This is a genomic window from Brassicibacter thermophilus (assembly GCF_055378355.1).
This window is the reverse complement of sequence record NZ_AP042446.1, coordinates 1,171,033-1,190,504: the sequence shown is the minus strand read 5'-3', so window position 1 is coordinate 1,190,504 and position 19,472 is coordinate 1,171,033. Positions and strand designations below refer to the sequence as shown.

Genomic DNA, 19,472 nt, shown 5'->3' with positions numbered 1-19,472 from the left:
TTTTGCCTTATGTTATTTATTACTAATGTCACCATATCAAGGAAATATTGCTATTAATTCAATGAAACTGAAAATTCAGTTTATTAACATATAATTCTTATAGCAATTAGAAAGGGAGTGGTGACATGTAGTTATGTTTGCTTAAATTTTTAAGGATTTTGATGCTAGTACAAATTTTTATTGTATAAGGGGGTAAATATAATGAAAATATTTACAAAATTGTTTCTAGTTTCAATCCTTATAGTTTCCATTATTTTAACTGGTTGTGAAAAAAATGCAGATTCAGAACCTGTATCAAAATCCACAACACAAGAAATTGTTTTTAATGTAGAATCTTACGGCTCTCCTGCAGATTCTACAAGAGTATCAAATCTACAGGAAGCTGCAGAAGAGTTAAATAAAATTCTTGAAGAAAAAGGTGAAAACAAAAAAATACAAGTAAATGTTAGTCATGTTTCTTCAGGATATGATGAATATAATCAAAAATTTATTCTTGCTCATAAATCTAACAAAGGTGCAGATATAAGAGTCATAAGTCATTCAGATGTACCAATGATGGCTGAAGGCGGATATATACTCGCTCTAGATGATTATATAAATAACTCAGAATGGAGTGAATATATAAAAGATATTTATCCAAATCTTTGGGATTCAACAAAATGGCAATCTAAAACATACGGTGTTCCACAAGATACTGAAGCAAGACCATTATATTTTAGAAAGGATATCTTGAGAAAATTAGGTTGGTCTGAAGATAAAATTTCAGCACTACCTGATGAAATTAAAGAAGGAAAATTCACCCTAAAAGATATGACAGAATTAGCTAAGGAAGCAGTTGACAAAGGTGTAGCTAAAGCTGGAATATATCACAGACCAAACAATGGAGCATTTTTTGTTTCAATGATTTACGATTTTGGTGGTAAGCTATATGATGATAATAGTGGTAAATTAGTATTTGATAAACAAGCAATAAAGGACGCTTTAGATTATTTCTATGAAATCTCACAAGTAGCTAAAGTTGTACCAACAGGTATGACTTCTATGGAATGGCGACAAATTCACCAAGACTGGGTTGAAGGCAATGTACTATTTTGGTACGGAGGAACATGGCATTGGGCTGAATATCAGGAAGTAGAATATCATAGAGAACTTGGCAAATTAAGTGAAGATTATATGTTTGAAAACATAGGATATGCCCTTATTCCTGCAGCAAAAGAAGGAGATAGCCCTATCACTCTTTCACAACCATATGTATATGTAATAAATTCTAATACAAAACATCCAGATCTTGCTTTTGCACTTGTAGCACTTGCTTCTCAACCAGAATACAATGCTAAACATGCAGTAGGTTCTGGACACTTGGTAATAAGTCCTAGTGCAGCACAAGACCCTGTTTATAAAGAAAACAAATTCTTAAGCGATGTACAGTATATGCTAAATTATACGACAATTCAACCAAATCATCCTGAATTTGGAAAATTAACCAGCGCATTTTTCAAAGCTATTCAAGCAATAGAAATAGGCGAATATGATGCAGAACAGGCTTTAAATTGGATGGAAAATCAAGTTAAAAATGATATAAAAAATATTGTATTTACTGATTAAAGATTTTGTTATGGGGGCATCAGCCCCCCATTAATTCTAAAAGAAAGGAGAATTATTTGTGCATCAGACAAAAAAATCATTGAATTCATTCTTCACAGCACTACCATTTATGGCACCATTTTTACTACTAATTTTCTTTTTCTATTTTATACCTGTAATATTAACTTTTATTATGTCTTTTACTGATATGGATTTTTCTCTAAATTGGAATTTTATTGGATTTAAAAATTATATACAACTTTTTAAAGATAAAAATACAAGCATTGTAGCAATTAATACACTAAAATATGTATTTTTTACACTAATTATTAATGTTGGCTTCGGATTTATACTAGCACTTATCACAACCTATTTTATGAAAAATGAAAATGTTGGACTGTTGTTTAAAACTCTTTGGATGTTTCCTCGTATGACTCCAGCAGTAATTTATGCCTTACTATGGTTGTGGTTTTTAGATCCTACAGAAGCTGGTATGTTAAATATGATATCAAATAATATTTTTAAACTTCCTCCTCAAAACTGGTTATTAGATAATCCTATGGCAGTTATAATTATTGCAAATGGAATGATAGGAGCATCTTTAGGGATGGTAGTATTTTCATCAGCCATTAAATCTATACCAAAATCTTATTTTCAAGCAGCTAGTGTTGATGGTGCCTCAACTTGGGATATTATAAAGTATGTTATAGTACCATTTTTAAAATGGCCTATAATGTTTATGTCAATATGGCAAACCCTTTCACTTATAACTTCATATGAGTACATACTACTCATAACTGACGGAGGTCCTCTAAATAGAAGTGAAGTTTGGTCCCTTTATTCATATCATAAAGCGTTTAAGAATTATGAGTTTGGATATGGTGCTGCATTATCCATGGTACTTGTAATAATCTCTATGATAATTGCCCTTATTATGTTGAAACTATTTGGCTATGAGTCTATGATGAATGGTGGAAAAGTTGAAAGATATAAAAATGACATAAAATCTTTAAGGAGGAATCACATTGAAGCAACGAATAACTAGTTTTGTCTTTAAAGCTTCTATATACATTTTTCTTATTTTAGTAACATTGCCAATAATATTTGCATACTTGTGGCTTTTTTCAAGATCTATTTCTTCTCAGCTAACTTTTGGTATATTTCCAAAAGATTTAACAATACAGAATTGGAGATTTTTATGGAGTCAAATTAAGCTAGGTCTAACTGAGTTTAAAAGTATATGGCCTATTACATTAAACAGTATCATGTTAGCAGGCAGTATCACCATACTTGAAGTTATAATAAGTCTCTTAGCAGGTTTTGCACTTTCTCGAATGGATTTTTGGGGAAAAGATTTTATAATGAAATCTACCATATTACTCCATGCTTTCCCAGGTGTTGCCCTTTTAATAGCACTTTTTTATGTATTGAATTTCATGTCACTAACAGACAGTATCATAGGAGTAGTTTTAGTAAAGGTAGCATTAGAGTTACCCATGGCAACTTGGATGATAAAAGGATTTTTTGATGAAATTCCCAAGGATATAGAATGGGCTGCATATATAGATGGATGCAGTAGATTTCAAACGTGGTATAAGATTATACTTCCACACGTAAAGCCTGGAATTTCTGCAGTAGCAATTTTTGCATTTCTTGCTGGATGGTCTGAATTCATTTACTCATATATATTTTTGTTTAGTAGTGAAAACTACACTCTTGCAGTATTCTTAAAGAATCTAATTGGTAATTTCAAATTTCTTGATTATGGCTTGTTAGCAGCAGCTGGATTGTTTTACCTAATTCCAGTTATAGTATTTTTCCTTGTTTCTCAAAAATCTCTAATGAAAGTTCAATTTGGAGGTATCAAAAAATAATTCTTAAAAAAATTCTATACAGGAGGGTATAACATGGAAATAAAAATAAGAAATTTAACTAAAAGATTTGGCGATTTTGTCGCTGTTAATAATTTAAATCTAAACATTAAAGATGGAGAATTCGTAGCATTACTAGGTCCGTCAGGTTGTGGAAAAACAACTACATTATTAATTCTCGCAGGAATTTACACACCAGATGAAGGGGAGATTGTTTTTGATGATAAGATAGTTAATAATGTCCTTCCAAAAGACAGAAACATAGGTATGTGTTTTCAAAATTATGCCCTTTATCCTTATATGACTATTGCACAAAATATTGCTTTTCCACTTAAATTAAGAAAAGTACCTAAAGAAATTATTAATAAAAAAGTAAATGAAATAGCAAATAAATTTCATGTAGATTCTTTGTTAGACAGATTACCAAACCACATTTCTGGCGGTCAGCAGCAAAGAGTAGCACTTGCCAGAGCTCTTGTAAAAGAACCCAAACTTTTGCTACTAGATGAACCTTTATCAAATCTTGATTCAAATCTTAGAATTTCGATGAGAGCAGAAATAAAAAAACTTCAAAATGATTTAGGAATAACAACTGTTTTCGTAACCCATGACCAAACTGAAGCTCTTTCTATGTGTGATAAAATTGCTGTCATGAATAAAGGTGTATTACAAGACTTTGGAACACCTGAAGACCTTTACATGACACCCAAAAATCTCTTTATCGCAAAATTTATTGGAAATCCTCCTATGAATTTTATAGAACTAATCTGTATTCAAGAAAATAATAAAATTATACTTAAAGAAAAATCATTTAAAATTGAGCTACCTAAAAGGATTTTTGAAAGATATGTAAAGATTAAGAATGAAGAAAAAATCATTCTAGGTATCCGACCTGAAAATATGACTCTAACCAATGAAATTCATAATGCTGTTAAAGGTGAAATATACGTGATTGAACCTCTAGGAAGAGATAAATTGGTAAATGTTAAAATAGGCAGTAACAAAGTCAAAATAATTGCACCACAAAACTACACTGCTAATATAGGCGATAAAGTATATGTTAAATTTGATTTAGATAAAATTCATCTCTTTGATAGTAAAAGTGGGAAATCACTAAGAAAGCATATGAATAAAGTTGAAAAGTACATGGATAGAGTAGTTGCTTCATAAAACAGCAACTCTGTTCATGTACTTTTTTTAGTTAATAAAAATATATTAATAAAACAACCTATTTATTGAAAAAATAAAAATAAACCATAACTAGAAAGGAGCACTAAAATGAAAAATAAAAAAATAGATCTTCTGCCAAAGCTTATTGCTGGTATAATTTTAGGTATAGTAATAGGGTTGATATCAAAAGCAGCTAAATTCTATATAATTGTTAAGCTTTTCAGCACTTTCACAAGTATATTTGGAAACTTTTTAGGGTTTATCATACCTTTCATAATAATTGGTTTTGTTGCACCTGGTATCGCTGACTTAGGTAGAGGTGCAGGTAAACTATTAGGTTTAACAGCTGCAATAGCCTATATTTCAGCTGTTATCGCTGGTATAGCTGCATTTATCTTTGGATCAGCAATTCTTCCAAATGTAATAAAGGCAGGGAATGCAGCTCAAGAGTCCTCGCTAGACCTTGCTCCATATTTCACCATTGAAATTCCAGCAATGATGGGAGTAATGACTGCCTTAGTTACAGCTTTTGTACTAGGATTAGGAATGGCAAGTATTAAAAGAAAAACATTATTTGAGGCTTTAAGAGATTTCCAAGATGTTATTAGCTTAGTAGTTCAAAAAGTCATAATACCTTTTATCCCAATTCACATTGCGGGTATATTTGCAAAACTAACAACAGAAGGGCGAATCTTCCAAATAATCAAAGCGTTTTCTTCTGTGTTTGCATTAATAATCATATTGCAAATAACTTATATTATCATTCAATATACAATAGCGTGGTTATTAAGCGGTAAGAATCCTTTTACTGCAATAAAAAATATGCTCCCAGCATATTTCACTGCATTAGGTACTCAATCTTCAGCTGCTACTATACCAGTAACCCTTGAAAGTGCTAGAAAAAATAAAATCTCAGAAGATATAGTTGACTTTGTTATTCCTTTAGGAGCAACCATTCACTTAGCTGGAGATACGATAACACTAGTTCTTGCATCTATGGGTGTAATGTTGATTTCAGGTACTACCCCAACATTTGCAACTATGTTTCCTTTTATATTGATGTTAGGAGTAACAATGGTTGCAGCACCTGGTATTCCTGGTGGAGGTGTATATGCAGCACTAGGACTTTTAGAAGATATGCTATTGTTTACAGAAGCACAGCAAGGTCTTATGATAGCTATTCATTTTGCTCAGGATAGCTTCGGTACAGCTACTAATGTTACAGGAGATGGTGCAATAGCAATTATAATTGATAAAATCGCAAAAAGAAACAGAAAAAAATAAACTCCTAATCTATGGGGTTTATTTTTATTGTTCTATTCTTTCTTATTAATAGATTTAATTCTCTCAAGCTCGTCTTTATCCATTCCTTCAGCTTTTAAGAAACTTGCTATCAATTCAGTTTTTCCATCTATATATGAATCAATATCATTAGGATATTTTTCAGCAAGTTCACGCTTTAATTTACTATATTCTTCTACAGCTTTTTTGTTACTGCACAAATGCTTTTTTAATAATAAGTGATTTCTCAAATTTTCACTACCTCTTATGCATACATATAAATGGTGCTCCATCCACTTTATATGAGGATTATCATCAGAATATTTAAGAGCTTCCCGTCCTTCAACACCTAAGTTGCCAACATGAATATAACCAACACTTTCTAACAACTTTATTACTTTTTCACTATCTACTGTATCGTTTACAATAATATCGATATCTAAAATTGGCTTTGCCCATAATCCTTCTACTGATGTGCTACCAACATGTACAATTTCTGCATCAACTTCTTCCAATAATTTTTCATAAAAAGATTTCGCTTTCTCAAATTCTTCCTTCCATATAGGATTGTATTTTTCTACTATTATTTTTTTCATTTCTTCCTCCAGTATCTTTTGATTTCTCCAATTAAACTTTATATATATAGGTAAACAAAAATTAAACTTAAAGTATGTCTAAGGAAAATCACCTTTCCCTGCTCCGGTATTTAAGCACTATTTAGGGTAAAGTATTAGGGTAGTGCTTGAATAAGTCGCGATGAAAGTAAATTTTCCAAGGCATAATAATTAAAGTGTTGAAATTGTTTACCTATAGCGATAAAATTTCATAATTAAATATTCTAAGAAAATTTACAAGTTGAATTATAGCTTTTTTTCATAAAAATCACTTCTATTAATTTAATTCAAACAGACAAACCTTTTTCAATTTATCTAGAATTTGATATTTTATAATTCTATTTTTATTTGCTTTTTCCTTCAATATTAAGTCGAGGAAATTGCAGAAATTTGACTTTGTAGTAATTATGCAATTTCCTCAGTCGTTAAACATAATAAATTTAACATATTATTTTCCCTAGCAAAGATCAAATGACAAACGAAACGTCCCCTTGTCATGCAAAAAAAGCTCCCATTTAGGGAGCTTATTAATTATCTCATATTTGTTCCTTGAGATAATTGAGATTTCACCTGTTGAATATCTTGTTTACTTGCTTTTTGTGATGGGTTATAGTAGCCCTTTTGTTCAGCTACTTGGTATAACTGATATTGGAATTGTTCAGCTTCATTTCTTAGCTGCTGTAATGCACTTCTTAAATTATTACATGAACATTCAGTTATTGCTTTTGCATAATTATTTATACTAGCTTTTGTCATAGACATTACATCACTTACCATATCTTTTTCTTGCATACATACCCTCCTAACAATTTATAAAGATTGTGTTAAGTTTTGTACTGTTGTTTTTGCTGACTGTGCACCTTGACTAAACATCTGTTTGATTTGAGGATCTTGGCATTGTTGTGCATAAGTTTCAAGTTTTGTAGCCATTAATTTGTGTGAACCAACTATTTCTCTTATATTTTCTAGTTCTATTTGAGTAATATTACTTAAGTTTAAAGTGTTTTGTAATGTCATAATACATCTCCTTTCTTTATTTACATCGTTAATATTGTGCGTCAAAAGTGATTTAATTATTACCTGTATAATTTTATAATTAAAATATTTTTTTACATTTACTTTTTAAAACTCTAATTCGTATATTCTTTCCCATTATAATTGTTTTATTATTTGTTAATAATAATTAGTGAGAAAATTAAACGATTACTGAATTATCTGATATTTTATCGTTAAAATTTTACATACACTATCATCATACATATTTGAAAATATTATTACATGATTTCAACATTTATATATCAGGAGGTGAAAATATGACTAGAAAAGTAGTAGTAGAAAACACTTTAGATTCATATATTAATTATTTTAAAAAATCAGGATACGATGTTCATAAACTTTATGTAAAGGAAAATATAGGTAATGTAATGAATTCTGATTATGATGGTATAATTATAGAAGACATAAATAAAGTTACTCCAGAACTACACCCTAACTACATAAATGCTGCACCGATTATTGAAGCAAAGGGTAAAACCCCTAAAGATGTATATTCTTTATTATCAGGAAAATAATTTTTTATGCATATCACTTGACAAATAATAATATAATAGCTAAAATAGGTTTAAATATAAATAATAATGTAAAAAAATAAACTCTTATCTAGAGAGGTGGAGGGACTGGCCCTATGAAACCCGGCAACCTGTATTTTATTCAAAATACGAGGTGCTAATTCCAGCGGTATATACCGAAAGATAAGGGGGTTTGACTATTTTAACCTCTTTCTCTTGAAAGAGGTTTTTTATTTAGCCCCTATATGGGGCTTTTACATTAGTATTATTACTTAGTAAATTAATTTAATAAAGGGGTGAAATTTATGATTGAAATTAAAAATTTAAATAAGATATATAAAAGTAGTGATGGTAATATACATGCATTAGATAATATTAATCTCACGATAGAAAAGGGAGAAATTTTTGGCATAATTGGATTAAGTGGAGCTGGAAAATCTACACTAATAAGATGTATTAATCGTTTAGAAGAACCTAGTAGTGGTGAAATTCATATAAACGGAAAAGAAATAACAAGCATGAATAAATCAGAATTGAAAAAAACAAGAAAAAAAATAGGAATGATTTTTCAACATTTTAATCTTCTAAACTCTAGGACAGTTTTTGGTAATATTGCCTTTCCTTTAGAAATAGAAGGCTTAAACAAAGATAAAATAAAAAATAGAGTAGAAGAACTACTAAGGTTAGTGAATTTATCCGACAAGAAAAATTCTTATCCTTCAGAATTAAGTGGAGGGCAAAAACAGAGAGTTGCTATTGCAAGAGCACTAGCAAACGAACCCGATGTGCTTTTAAGTGATGAAGGAACTTCTGCTCTTGACCCTAAAACAACTAAATCTATACTTAAACTGTTAAAAAAGGTGCAAAAAGAGCTTAATCTAACAATTGTGCTTATTACACATCAAATGGAAGTAATAAAGGATATATGCGACAGAGTAGCAATTATTGAAGGAGGAAAGATTATAGAATTAGGTAGTGTAAAAGAAGTTTTTGCTAATCCTAAAACAAAAACTGCGAGAACATTTATATCTGATATAAAAAAATATGATCAAGAAGAAATAAATTTCCCTAAAATACCAGGTTCTAGAGTTTACCGATTAAGCTATGTAGGAGAATCATCTAAAAAACCGATAATATCTCAAATGATAAGAAATTTTGAAATAGATGTAAATATTTTATCTGGTAATATAAATGAATTAATGTCTACTAGTGTAGGTAATCTACTTATTCAAATCACAGGAGAAAAAGTAGAAATAGATAAAGCTATCGAATGGTTAAATAAACAGCAAGTTAGAATGGAGGTGATTTGGAATGGATAACATTACAGAATTAGTGTTGCCTTCACTTTTGGAAACACTATATATGGTTTCATTTTCTGGTTTTTTTTCTTTACTTTTAGGTTTTCCTCTAGGTATATTATTAGTCATTACTGAAAAAGGTTCTATATGGGAAAAACCATTTTTAAATAAAATATTAGAAACTATAGTAAATATTTGTCGTTCCATACCATTTATCATTTTGATGGTAATAGCTTTTCCACTTGCTAGGATCATAGTAGGAAAAACTATTGGAACTACAGCAACAATAGTCCCTCTATCAATAGCAGCAGCTCCTTTTGCAGCTAGGATAATAGAATCATCTCTTAAAGAAGTAGATAAAGGAGTTATTGAAGCAGTCATATCTATGGGTGCTTCAGTACCTCAAATAATATTTAAGGTATTAATACCAGAAGCCTTGCCCTCGTTAGTCCTCGGAATAACTATTACTATAATAAATTTAATAGGGTATTCCGCAATGGCTGGAGCTATAGGAGGAGGTGGCCTTGGAGATTTAGCAATTAGATATGGACTATATCGTTCTCAAAGTGATGTTATGTTTGTATCTGTAATTTTAATCATATTACTCGTTCAAATAGTTCAATTAGCTGGAAATAAGATTTCAACAAAAATTAATAAAAAGTAGGAGGAATGTATAAATGAAAAAGTCAATTTTGTTATTATTAACTTTTATTCTAATAAGTAGTTTAGTATTGTCAGGTTGTGGTGAAAAAGGTGATGATGAAAGTGTCCTTTCTATTGGTGCTTCACCAGTGCCCCATGCTCAAATACTAGAATTAATTAAAGATGACTTAAAAGCTGAAGGTATAGAATTAAAAATCATCGAATTCACAGATTATGTTACGCCAAATATGGCTCTTGCTGATGGTGAAATAGATGCTAATTTTTTTCAGCATAAACCATATTTAGATAATTTCGCTAAAGAAAATAATTTAGACTTAGTATCATTGGTTGCAGTTCATATTGAACCTTTGGGATTTTATTCTGATAAGATAGATGATATTGAAGACTTAAAAGATGGCTCAACAATAGCTATACCAAATGATCCTACAAATGAAGGAAGAGCATTGATACTTCTTCAAAATAATGGATTAATCAAGCTTAAGGATGATGCTGGATTAGAAGCAACAGAAAAAGATATAGCAGAAAATCCTAAAAATTTAAAATTTGAAACACTCGAAGCTGCTCAACTACCAAGAGTTCTTAAAGATTTCGATGGTGCAGTAATAAATGGTAACTTTGCATTAGACGCAGGTCTAACTCCTACTGAAGATGCACTTATTTTAGAAGATGGCAATTCTCCTTACGTTAATATAATAGCAGTAAGAAAAGATAATGAAAATGACCCAAAATTTGAAGCTTTAATTAAAGCTATACAATCAGAAAAAGTAAAAAAATTCATCGAAGAAAATTATGATGGTGGAGTAGTTCCAGCCTTTTAAAAGCAGCCAAATGGCTGCTTTTATAATTCTTATCCATTTTCAATTATGTCCAGTCTTTCTTTTTCAAGTTTTTCGTATTCATCACTAATAGCTGTATATTCTCTTTCTAATTTACTCAATATATTGTCTACTTTACATATTGCATCATTAACATTATATCTTGCATCATTTATTTTTGACTGAACTGCCCAATCAACAAATATGCCGTCAAAAAAGTAATCGGCAAATGTCAAAAATGAACTAATATCAATATTTATACTTATTGACTGTCCAATGTCTTGAAGCTCCCTATGAAACCTTTTTGCCAACACTTGAACATTATTTATTTCATTTCTTGCTTCATCTATTTTAGAATGTTTAACCATAGTTGATATCATTCCACCGCCAACCATATCCCATACTCCCCAATCTCTTGCTGAATCAAGGGATCTACTAGCATAATTAAGAGAATTTCTTAAATCTTTGCCAGCGTCTATTGCTTCTTTTATCTCTTTTTTTTCACTAATTATACTAGACTGTCTATCCATGATTTTATTAAGCTTATCTGATATATTTTTCGACGTAGAAGAAAGCATTTTTTCTTTTTCTTTTATTAATTCTTTGTATTCATTGTCTAAATCTCCAAATTCATTTATCCTTTTTCTTAATTTAGATATTTCTTCTGATAAATCATTTAATTCTTCACAAGCAACATCATATTTTAGTTTAGCAGCAATAGCCTCTTGCTTTTCTTTTTCCATTTTCTCTAATTTTCTTCCTGAAATAGTATAAATAATATTAGATAAGGATAATCCTTCTAGCTTTTCTACATCAAGATTTTCCTTTTTTAATCGTTCATATAATTCACTCTTTCGTTTTTCCGCTTCCCTTATCTGCTCTTCAACTTTTTTAAATAATCCTAAAAGTCTTTCTCTTTCTTTCATATTTGCTTTTAATTCTCGTAATTTGTCATCTATTCTATTCAACAATTAACCCTCCTTATCGGTATTATTATAGATAAACAAGCTCAATATTTTAATTTTAAACTTGTTTCCCATAAATATTATAACTTATATTTAATTTCTTGTAATGTTAATTCCAAGATATATATATAGATAAACAACTTCAACACTTTAATTATTATGCCTTGGAAAATCTATTTTCATCGCAACTTATTCAAGCACTACCCTAATACTTTACCCTCAATAGTGCTTGAATACCGGAGCAGGGAAAGTTGATTTTCCATAGACATACTTTAATCTTAGACTTGTTTATCTATAGCTTCATATCAATAAAAATCGTTCTAAAAATATTTTGACCTTAAAGTAATTATACAATTTACTCAAGCTTAAATTTAACTTAATCATAATTATTCTACTTCTTCATTTGCAAAAATTGCATTTTTATAATTATTTTCATTGTAAATACTAATAATGAGGTGATGATATTGAGAAAACAAAATTATAAAAAAGAAAAAATGAAAGTCAAGAATAATAAAATCCCTATAGCCAATAATCAAACAGCTGCTTGGGCAGATATTGAAGAAACAGACCCTATCTCAAGAGTGCCAAGACCTAGCTTAGAAAGTGTTATAAAAGCCAAAGAATGGGTTGATGAAGTACAAAAATAGAGCTGCATTATGCAGCTCTACCATTTTATTGCAAATGTGATATAATATATTCGTGATAATTACATTTTAGGAAATTGCATAAAAATATTTTATTAAATTTTGACTCAGCCGGAATTATGCAATTTTCTCACTATATTAAGGAGGGAATATTTTGATTAAATTTAAAGATTACGAATATGTAAGACCTGTTCTAAAAAAAATTGAGAAAGATTTATCAGATCTAATCCAAAAATTTAAAACAGCTTCTTTCGAAGAGCAAAATAATATAATAGAAAAAATAAATTCCATTAGAGAAGAAGTTGAAACTATGACTAATTTAGTATATATAAGGCATTCAATTAACACTGAAGATGAATTTTATGAAAAAGAACAAGAATTTATAGATGAAAATATGCCTTTGTATGAAAAAATGATTTCAGAATATTATAAAGCACTAGTTAATTCTAATTTTAGAAATGATCTTGAAAAAAAATGGGGAAAACATTTATTTAATCTAGCAGAGTTAAAGCTTAAAACTTTTTCTGAAGAAATAATTCCAGATTTGGTTCAAGAAAATAAATTAGCTACTAAATACGACAAACTCATTGCTTCAGCTAAAATAATGTTTGAAGGTGAAGAACGAAATTTAGCTCAAATGCAGCCATTTATGCAGTCAAAGGATAGAAGTATGAGAAAAAAAGCATATGAAGCTTACACTTCTTTCTTTAAAGAAAATGAGGAACAATTTGATGATATCTACGACCAATTAGTAAAAGTAAGACATAATATAGCTAAAAAATTAGGCTATAAAAATTTCGTTCAATTAGGTTACGATAGAATGTCAAGAACTGATTATGACGCTAAAATGGTTGCAGGATATAGAAAACAAGTATATGAATATCTAGTACCTGTTGCAACAGAATTAAAAGAAAGACAAAGAAAAAGATTAGGACTAGATTCTTTGAAATATTACGATGAACCTTTAGAATATTTAACAGGTAATGCAGTACCTAAAGGTAGCCCAGAATGGATTATTAATAATGGTAAAAAAATGTATAGTGAGCTTTCAAAAGAAACAGAAGAATTTTTCAACTTCATGGTAGAAAGAGAATTATTAGACCTAGTAAGTAAAAAAGGTAAAATGAGTGGTGGATACTGTACATATATACCAAAATATAAATCTCCATTTATATTTTCTAATTTCAATGGTACTAGTGGAGATGTAGACGTTTTAACTCATGAAGCAGGTCATGCATTTCAAGCGTATCTAAGTAGAGACTATAAAGTTCCTGAATATATAGCTCCAACATATGAAGCATGTGAAATACATTCAATGAGTATGGAATTTATCACTTGGCCATGGATGGATCTTTTCTTTAAAGAAGATACTGAAAAATATAAATTTAGCCATTTAGCTGGTGCAGTAACATTTATTCCTTATGGAGTAACAGTAGATGAATTTCAACATTTTGTCTATGAAAATCCTGACGCCACACCTGATGAAAGAAAGGCTAAATGGAGAGAAATCGAAAAAAAATATCTACCTCACAGAGATTATGAAGACAATGATTTCTTAAATAGAGGTGGCTACTGGTTTAGACAAGGTCATATATTTGGAGTACCTTTCTATTATATTGATTATACTCTAGCTCAAGTATGTGCTTTTCAATTTTGGATTAAATGTAGAAATGATAGAAATAATGCTTGGAAAGATTATTTAAGGCTATGTAAAGCTGGTGGAAGTAAACCTTTCTTAGAATTAGTAGAATTAGCTAATATTAAAAATCCATTTGAAGATGGATGTATAAAAGAAGTCGTTAAGCCAATTAAAGAATGGCTTGACTCTGTTGATGATACTAAATTTTAATTTAAAGGAGCTGAAAATGCAGCTCCTTAATATTTTATTTCAGCTAACCTTTTGTAACTCTTATACCTTTCAATAGCATATTCTTCAGCTTTCCTATAAAGCTCTTCTGCAAGTTCAGGGATAAAAGCCAAAACAAAATGAAACAATAAGACAAGGAGTGGAATTCACTCTCTTATCTAATTTGATTTTTCATATAAAGTTTTACGAATATTTTTTAAAATATAATATAATAAAACTACAAACGTCATTGTATATGCTGCAAAAAGTTGTTCAATTAAATTACCAATCGTAGTTGAAAAAATAATTGAAAGGATATAGCTAAAAATAGAAGCAAAAAATAAATAAACAATATGAATTGTCAAAAATTGCTTTGTATTTATATTATTTTTTTTAATTATAAGTATAATCAAGCATAACAAATTAACACAAATCATTAAACGTTCTATAACGCCATTGGCATGAGTTATACTCATAGTCTTATTGTAATTTAAAGGTTGAATTTCCTCCATTAGTGAAAATGATTTCCATAATTTAAATTTATATATTTCTAGAGATAAGTATGCTAAATTAAGTAAAGAAAAAATTGATAAGTATAATTTATAAAATTTACTATTATTTAGATTTATATTCTTTTTTAAATTATACAACATTTTTTTCATAAATATATCACCCTTTTTATTTAAATATTATTTTTTGTAGTTAGAAAATTCATTAGTACTTCTATATACTTTATAAATAATATTTTCTTTTATTGGTAATATCTGTATATGTATAGTGTAACATAACATATCTTCTTTGTCAAATTGAGATAATTGCATAATTACTTCGGAGTCAAATTACTGCAAGTTATAAATTTTTTAACTCCGATTTTTTGGACTTTTACGCTACACCTGATGAAAAAAAGGCTAAATGGGGAAAATAGTAATAAAGCTGGCGGAAGTAAGCCTTTCTTAGAATTAGTAGAATTAGCTAATATAAAAAATCCATTTGTAGATGGATGCATAAAAGAAGTCGTTAAGCCAATTAAAGAATGGCTTGACTCTGTTGATGATACTAAATTTTAGTTTAAAGGAGCTGCAAATGCAGCTCCTTAATATTTTATTTCAGCTAACCTTTTATAACTCTTATACCTTTCAATAGCATCCTCTTCAGCTTTTCTATAAAGCTCTTCTGCAAGTTCAGGGAAAGTATTTTGTATCTGTGAATACCTTACTTCGCTTAATATAAAATCTCTAAATGATTTAGTAGGTTCTTTAGAATCAAGAATAAAAGGATTTTTCCCTTCCTCTTTCAGCAAAGGATTATATCTATATAGATGCCAATATCCAGACTGTACTGCTAATTTCTCTTGGTTTACTGATTTTGCCATACCACTCTTTATTCCATGATTTATACATGGAGCATAGCATATAATCAATGATGGTCCATTATAGCTTTCAGCCTCCGATATAGCCTTTACTGTTTGTGCCATGTTTGCTCCTATAGCTATTTGAGCTACATAAACATACCCATAACTCATCGCCATCATACCTAAATCTTTTTTTCTAATCTTCTTACCTGATGCAGCAAACTTGGCAGCTGCAGCAGTTGGTGTTGCTTTAGAGGCCTGACCTCCAGTATTGGAATATACTTCAGTGTCAAATACTAAGATATTTACATCTTCACCAAGGGACAATACATGATCTAGTCCTCCATATCCTATATCATAGGCCCAACCATCTCCACCAACAATCCATTGGGATTTTTTGATAAGAAAGTCTTTTTTCTTTAATATTTCTTGTATTATTTTATTATCCTTATACTTTTCACTTTGAATTAGCTGAAGCAAATTTTTAGTTGCTACTTTAGAACCTTCACCATCATACATATTCTTAAGCCATTCTTCAAATCTTTCTTTACATTCACTATCTAAATCGCTACTAATAGCTTCTTTCATTAGTTTTGCTAAGCCCTCTCTTATATGCTTTACAGCCATATACATCCCAAGACCATATTCTGCATTGTCCTCAAATAGTGAATTTGCCCAAGCAGGTCCTTTGCCTTCAGATGTAGTAGTAAATGGAATAGATGGTGCACTTCCTCCCCATATTGAAGAACAACCAGTAGCATTTGCAATCATCATTCTATCACCATATAGTTGTGTAACAAGCTTAATATAAGCAGTTTCACCACATCCTGCACAAGCCCCTGAGAATTCAAGCAATGGTTTTGAAAATTGGCTGCCCTTTAATGTATTTTTATTCATCAAATGATCCTTATAGGATACATTGTTAGCGGCAAATTCCCAATTGTCTGACTGCCTTAGTATTTCCTCTTCTGCATCTACCATAACCAAAGCTTTTCCTGGTGCAGGACAAATATCTGCACAATTGCTACAGCCAGTACAGTCAAGAGGACTAACTTGTATACGGTACTCTAATCCCTCTAGACCTTTCCCCACTGCCTTTTTTGTTTCAAAAGTTTTTGGTGCTTTACTCTTTTCTTCTTCATTTAATAAAAATGGTCGTATTACAGCATGAGGACATACAAAAGAACATTGATTACATTGGATACACTTATCTATTTGCCACTGAGGAATCATTACTGCAATTCCTCTTTTTTCGTAAGCTGTTGTACCTAAAGGAAATGTGCCGTCTGCCATATTAGAAAAAACGCTTACAAAAAGATTATCCCCTTCCCTACGAGCCATTGGGCTTTGTATTCGTGCAACAAAATCAGGTTCCTCTTTCTCACCTAAAACATCATCCTCTAAATCAGACCATTCTTTAGGTACATTTACCTTAACTAGTTCTTCTATCCCTTTATCCACTGCTGCATAATTCATTTGGACTATTTTATCACCTTTTTTCCCATATGTCTTATTTACTGATTCCTTCAAATATTTAACTGCCTCATCTATTGGTAGAACATTAGCAAGCTTAAAAAACGCACTTTGCATAATCATATTTATTCTACCACCTAACCCTATTCTCTTAGCAATATCTACAGCATCAATAATATAGAAGTTTATATTATTTTGAGCGATATATCTTTTAATAGAATTAGGAAGTTTTTCTGCAAGCTCATCTTCCTTCCACGGACAATTAAGTACAAAGGTTCCACCTTGTTTCAAACCTTTTAGTAAATCATAGGTATATATATATGATTTATTGTGGCATGCTATATAGTCAGCTTTTTGTATAAGATAAGGTGATTTTATAGGTTTCTTTCCGAATCTCAAATGAGATATTGTAGTCCCCCCTGATTTTTTACTATCATATTCAAAATAACCTTGTGCGTATAGATCAGTATTATCACCTATAATCTTTATAGCCATTTTATTTGCACCTACTGTACCATCAGAGCCTAATCCCCAAAACTTACATCTTATTGTTCCCTCTGGTGATGTATCTATTTCCTGTTCTTCCGGTAAAGAAGTCATAGATAAATCATCTATAATCCCTATAGTAAAATTATTCTTAGGATCATCTTGTTCCAAATTTTTAAATACTGCAAAAATTTGTGATGGGGTAGTATCTTTAGAACCTAATCCATATCTTCCTCCCACAATAATAGGTCTATCTTGTTTATCAAAAAATAAATCTCTTACATCTAGATAAAGGGGTTCTCCTGGTGCTCCAGGTTCCTTTGTTCTGTCTAATACAGCTATCTTCTTAACTGTACTTGGTAATACAGATAAGAAGTGTTTTTCTGAAAAAGGTCTATACAAGTGTACCTTAATCATTCCTACCTTTTCTCCTTGAGCTATGAGATAATCAATGGTTTCTTCTATGACATCACAAACTGAACCCATAGCAACTATTACTCTTTCAGCTTGTTTGTGACCATAATAATCAAATAAATGATATTCTCTACCAGTTATTTTACTTATTTCCTTCATATAGTTCTCAACTATATATGGAACTTTTTCATAATAAGGATTTGCAGCTTCTCTACCTTGAAAATATATATCTGGATTTTGAGCAGTTCCTCTTAATACTGGTCTATCTGGATTTAATGATCTATTTCTAAATTCTTCTATCATATTATAATCCAACAACTTTTCTAAATCTTTATAGTCCATAACTTCAATTTTCTGAACTTCGTGAGATGTCCTAAACCCATCAAAGAAATGTAAAAATGGTACTCTAGACTTGATAGCTGATAAATGAGCTATACCACCTAGATCCATTACTTCTTGAACATTACTTGAGGCAAGTAAAGCAAATCCTGTTTGTCTTGTTGCCATTACATCTTGGTGATCCCCAAATATAGATAATGCATGTGCAGCTATTGCTCTAGCACTTACATGAAATACTCCAGGTAGTAGTTCTCCAGCTATCTTATACATATTAGGTATCATTAGAAGCAATCCTTGTGAAGCAGTATATGTTGTAGTCAGTGCTCCACCTTGTAGTGAACCATGGACTGCACCAGAAGCTCCTGCTTCAGATTGCATCTCCACTACTTTTACTCTATCGCCAAACAAGTTCTTCTTTCCTTTTGCAGACCATAAATCTACAGCTTCAGCCATTGGAGACGAAGGCGTTATGGGATAAATAGCTGCAACTTCTGTAAAAGCATATGATACATATGCAGCTGCCTCATTCCCATCCATAGTCTTAGTCTTCTTTACCATATCTTATCCTCCATTCTTTTATGTATTTTCCTTTATCAATTATTATTTAACAATTTCGGAATAAAATACATAAAAAAACAGACAAGATTACAGGTTCCTTATCAAGGTCTGTTTCTTGTCTGTAAACTATTATATTCTTTATATATTAGAAATCTTTTCATTCTGAAATTCCTTGCTAATTTTCAAAATATATGTGAAAAAATCTTTAAGCCATTTTTCTAAATGTTTATTATTTAAATACTCAGTATTTTTCCGAATAATCTCATTTTCACGGCTACTATTAAATATTGGAATATCATTTGCTTTTTTATATTCAACTATTTTTAACACTACTTCCATTCTCTTTTCAAATAGCTTTACAAGTTCCTTATCAACCTCATCGATTTCTTTTCTTAAATTTTCTAGCTCATTCATATTATCCCTTCCTTTTCAATTGTAATAGACTTATCCTATCAAAAAGTTGTTTGATAGTTAATTTTTCTTATTATTATATGATAAACTTCTGTCTTATTCTTATCTTGTGCTTACCTTG

Annotated in this window: 19 protein-coding genes and 1 riboswitch; of the genes, 12 read left to right on the top strand and 7 right to left on the bottom strand. The window is 30.3% G+C overall.

All coding sequences use genetic code 11. The features are described 5' to 3' along the window. Positions 1-201: 201 nt before the first annotated feature. The 5 genes from ACZ41D_RS05580 to ACZ41D_RS05560 all read left to right on the top strand — a co-directional run bounded on the left by ACZ41D_RS05580 (position 202) and on the right by ACZ41D_RS05560 (position 5,909). On the top strand, positions 202-1,605 hold the full coding sequence (locus ACZ41D_RS05580) for a sugar ABC transporter substrate-binding protein (RefSeq protein ID WP_464152938.1): 1,404 nt from the start codon (positions 202-204) through the stop codon (positions 1,603-1,605). A 58-nt stretch (positions 1,606-1,663) separates the two neighbouring features. Next, positions 1,664-2,629, top strand: a complete 966-nt coding sequence (locus ACZ41D_RS05575) for a carbohydrate ABC transporter permease (protein WP_464152937.1) — start codon at positions 1,664-1,666, stop codon at positions 2,627-2,629. Then, positions 2,610-3,458, top strand: coding sequence for a carbohydrate ABC transporter permease (locus tag ACZ41D_RS05570; RefSeq protein WP_464152936.1), 849 nt, complete (start codon positions 2,610-2,612; stop codon positions 3,456-3,458). The genes ACZ41D_RS05575 and ACZ41D_RS05570 overlap by 20 nt, the downstream gene beginning before the upstream one ends. Positions 3,459-3,491: 33 nt before the next feature. Then, positions 3,492-4,625: an ABC transporter ATP-binding protein gene (locus ACZ41D_RS05565; RefSeq protein WP_464152935.1), complete on the top strand. Its 1,134-nt coding sequence runs from the start codon at positions 3,492-3,494 to the stop codon at positions 4,623-4,625. 108 nt (positions 4,626-4,733) lie between these two features. Next, positions 4,734-5,909, top strand: coding sequence for a dicarboxylate/amino acid:cation symporter (locus ACZ41D_RS05560; RefSeq protein WP_464152934.1), 1,176 nt, complete (start codon positions 4,734-4,736; stop codon positions 5,907-5,909). Positions 5,910-5,941: 32 nt separating this feature from the next. On the opposite strand, the gene ACZ41D_RS05555 is transcribed toward ACZ41D_RS05560, so the two are convergent. The 3 genes from ACZ41D_RS05555 to ACZ41D_RS05545 form a co-directional block, all read right to left on the bottom strand. Continuing rightward, the gene (locus ACZ41D_RS05555) at positions 5,942-6,502 is read right to left on the bottom strand and encodes a GrpB family protein (protein ID WP_464152933.1); all 561 of its coding nucleotides are present in this window, start codon (positions 6,500-6,502) and stop codon (positions 5,942-5,944) included. 549 nt (positions 6,503-7,051) lie between these two features. After that, on the bottom strand, positions 7,052-7,312 hold the full coding sequence (locus tag ACZ41D_RS05550) for a spore coat protein (protein WP_464152932.1): 261 nt from the start codon (positions 7,310-7,312) through the stop codon (positions 7,052-7,054). An 18-nt stretch (positions 7,313-7,330) separates the two neighbouring features. Beyond that, positions 7,331-7,537, bottom strand: coding sequence for a hypothetical protein (locus tag ACZ41D_RS05545; RefSeq protein ID WP_464152931.1), 207 nt, complete (start codon positions 7,535-7,537; stop codon positions 7,331-7,333). A 296-nt stretch (positions 7,538-7,833) separates the two neighbouring features. Here ACZ41D_RS05545 and ACZ41D_RS05540 point away from each other — a divergent pair, with 296 nt between their 5' ends. The 4 genes from ACZ41D_RS05540 (at position 7,834) to ACZ41D_RS05525 (ending at position 10,867) form a co-directional block, all read left to right on the top strand. Continuing rightward, a complete protein-coding gene (locus ACZ41D_RS05540) occupies positions 7,834-8,091 on the top strand; it encodes a YkuS family protein (protein ID WP_464152930.1) in 258 nt (85 codons plus the stop codon). An 81-nt stretch (positions 8,092-8,172) separates the two neighbouring features. Beyond that, positions 8,173-8,278, top strand: a riboswitch (SAM riboswitch). A 115-nt stretch (positions 8,279-8,393) separates the two neighbouring features. After that, positions 8,394-9,407 (top strand): methionine ABC transporter ATP-binding protein, encoded by a 1,014-nt coding sequence (locus ACZ41D_RS05535; protein ID WP_464152929.1) that lies wholly within the window; start codon positions 8,394-8,396, stop codon positions 9,405-9,407. Continuing rightward, complete coding sequence (locus ACZ41D_RS05530) at positions 9,400-10,050, top strand: methionine ABC transporter permease (protein ID WP_464152928.1); 651 nt, start codon at positions 9,400-9,402, stop codon at positions 10,048-10,050. Before ACZ41D_RS05535 ends, ACZ41D_RS05530 begins: the two co-directional genes overlap by 8 nt. 13 nt (positions 10,051-10,063) lie before the next feature. Next, complete coding sequence (locus ACZ41D_RS05525; RefSeq protein WP_464152927.1) at positions 10,064-10,867, top strand: MetQ/NlpA family ABC transporter substrate-binding protein; 804 nt, start codon at positions 10,064-10,066, stop codon at positions 10,865-10,867. A 29-nt stretch (positions 10,868-10,896) separates the two neighbouring features. Here the strand turns inward: ACZ41D_RS05525 and ACZ41D_RS05520 are convergent, their stop codons facing one another. Continuing rightward, positions 10,897-11,832, bottom strand: a complete 936-nt coding sequence (locus ACZ41D_RS05520) for a hypothetical protein (RefSeq protein ID WP_464152926.1) — start codon at positions 11,830-11,832, stop codon at positions 10,897-10,899. 461 nt (positions 11,833-12,293) lie between these two features. Between ACZ41D_RS05520 and ACZ41D_RS05515 the strand changes: the two genes are divergently transcribed. Together ACZ41D_RS05515 and ACZ41D_RS05510 are read left to right on the top strand one after the other, a co-directional pair. Next, positions 12,294-12,476: a CDIF630_02480 family spore surface protein gene (locus ACZ41D_RS05515; protein WP_464152925.1), complete on the top strand. Its 183-nt coding sequence runs from the start codon at positions 12,294-12,296 to the stop codon at positions 12,474-12,476. A gap of 151 nt (positions 12,477-12,627) precedes the next feature. Beyond that, positions 12,628-14,322: a M3 family oligoendopeptidase gene (locus ACZ41D_RS05510; RefSeq protein ID WP_464152924.1), complete on the top strand. Its 1,695-nt coding sequence runs from the start codon at positions 12,628-12,630 to the stop codon at positions 14,320-14,322. Positions 14,323-14,498: 176 nt separating this feature from the next. Here ACZ41D_RS05510 and ACZ41D_RS05505 read toward each other — a convergent pair whose 3' ends face one another. Then, a complete protein-coding gene (locus ACZ41D_RS05505; protein WP_464152923.1) occupies positions 14,499-14,981 on the bottom strand; it encodes a hypothetical protein in 483 nt (160 codons plus the stop codon). Positions 14,982-15,215: 234 nt separating this feature from the next. On the opposite strand from ACZ41D_RS05505, the gene ACZ41D_RS05500 reads away from it, so the two are divergent. After that, complete coding sequence (locus tag ACZ41D_RS05500) at positions 15,216-15,386, top strand: hypothetical protein (protein WP_464152922.1); 171 nt, start codon at positions 15,216-15,218, stop codon at positions 15,384-15,386. 26 nt (positions 15,387-15,412) lie between these two features. Here the strand turns inward: ACZ41D_RS05500 and nifJ are convergent, their stop codons facing one another. Then, positions 15,413-18,940 carry a pyruvate:ferredoxin (flavodoxin) oxidoreductase gene (gene nifJ, locus ACZ41D_RS05495; protein ID WP_464152921.1) on the bottom strand — a complete coding sequence of 1,176 codons (3,528 nt, stop codon included), beginning with the start codon at positions 18,938-18,940 and terminating at the stop codon, positions 15,413-15,415. A gap of 138 nt (positions 18,941-19,078) precedes the next feature. Further along, positions 19,079-19,354, bottom strand: a complete 276-nt coding sequence (locus tag ACZ41D_RS05490; protein WP_464152920.1) for a chorismate mutase — start codon at positions 19,352-19,354, stop codon at positions 19,079-19,081. Between the last annotated feature and the right edge of the window lie 118 nt (positions 19,355-19,472).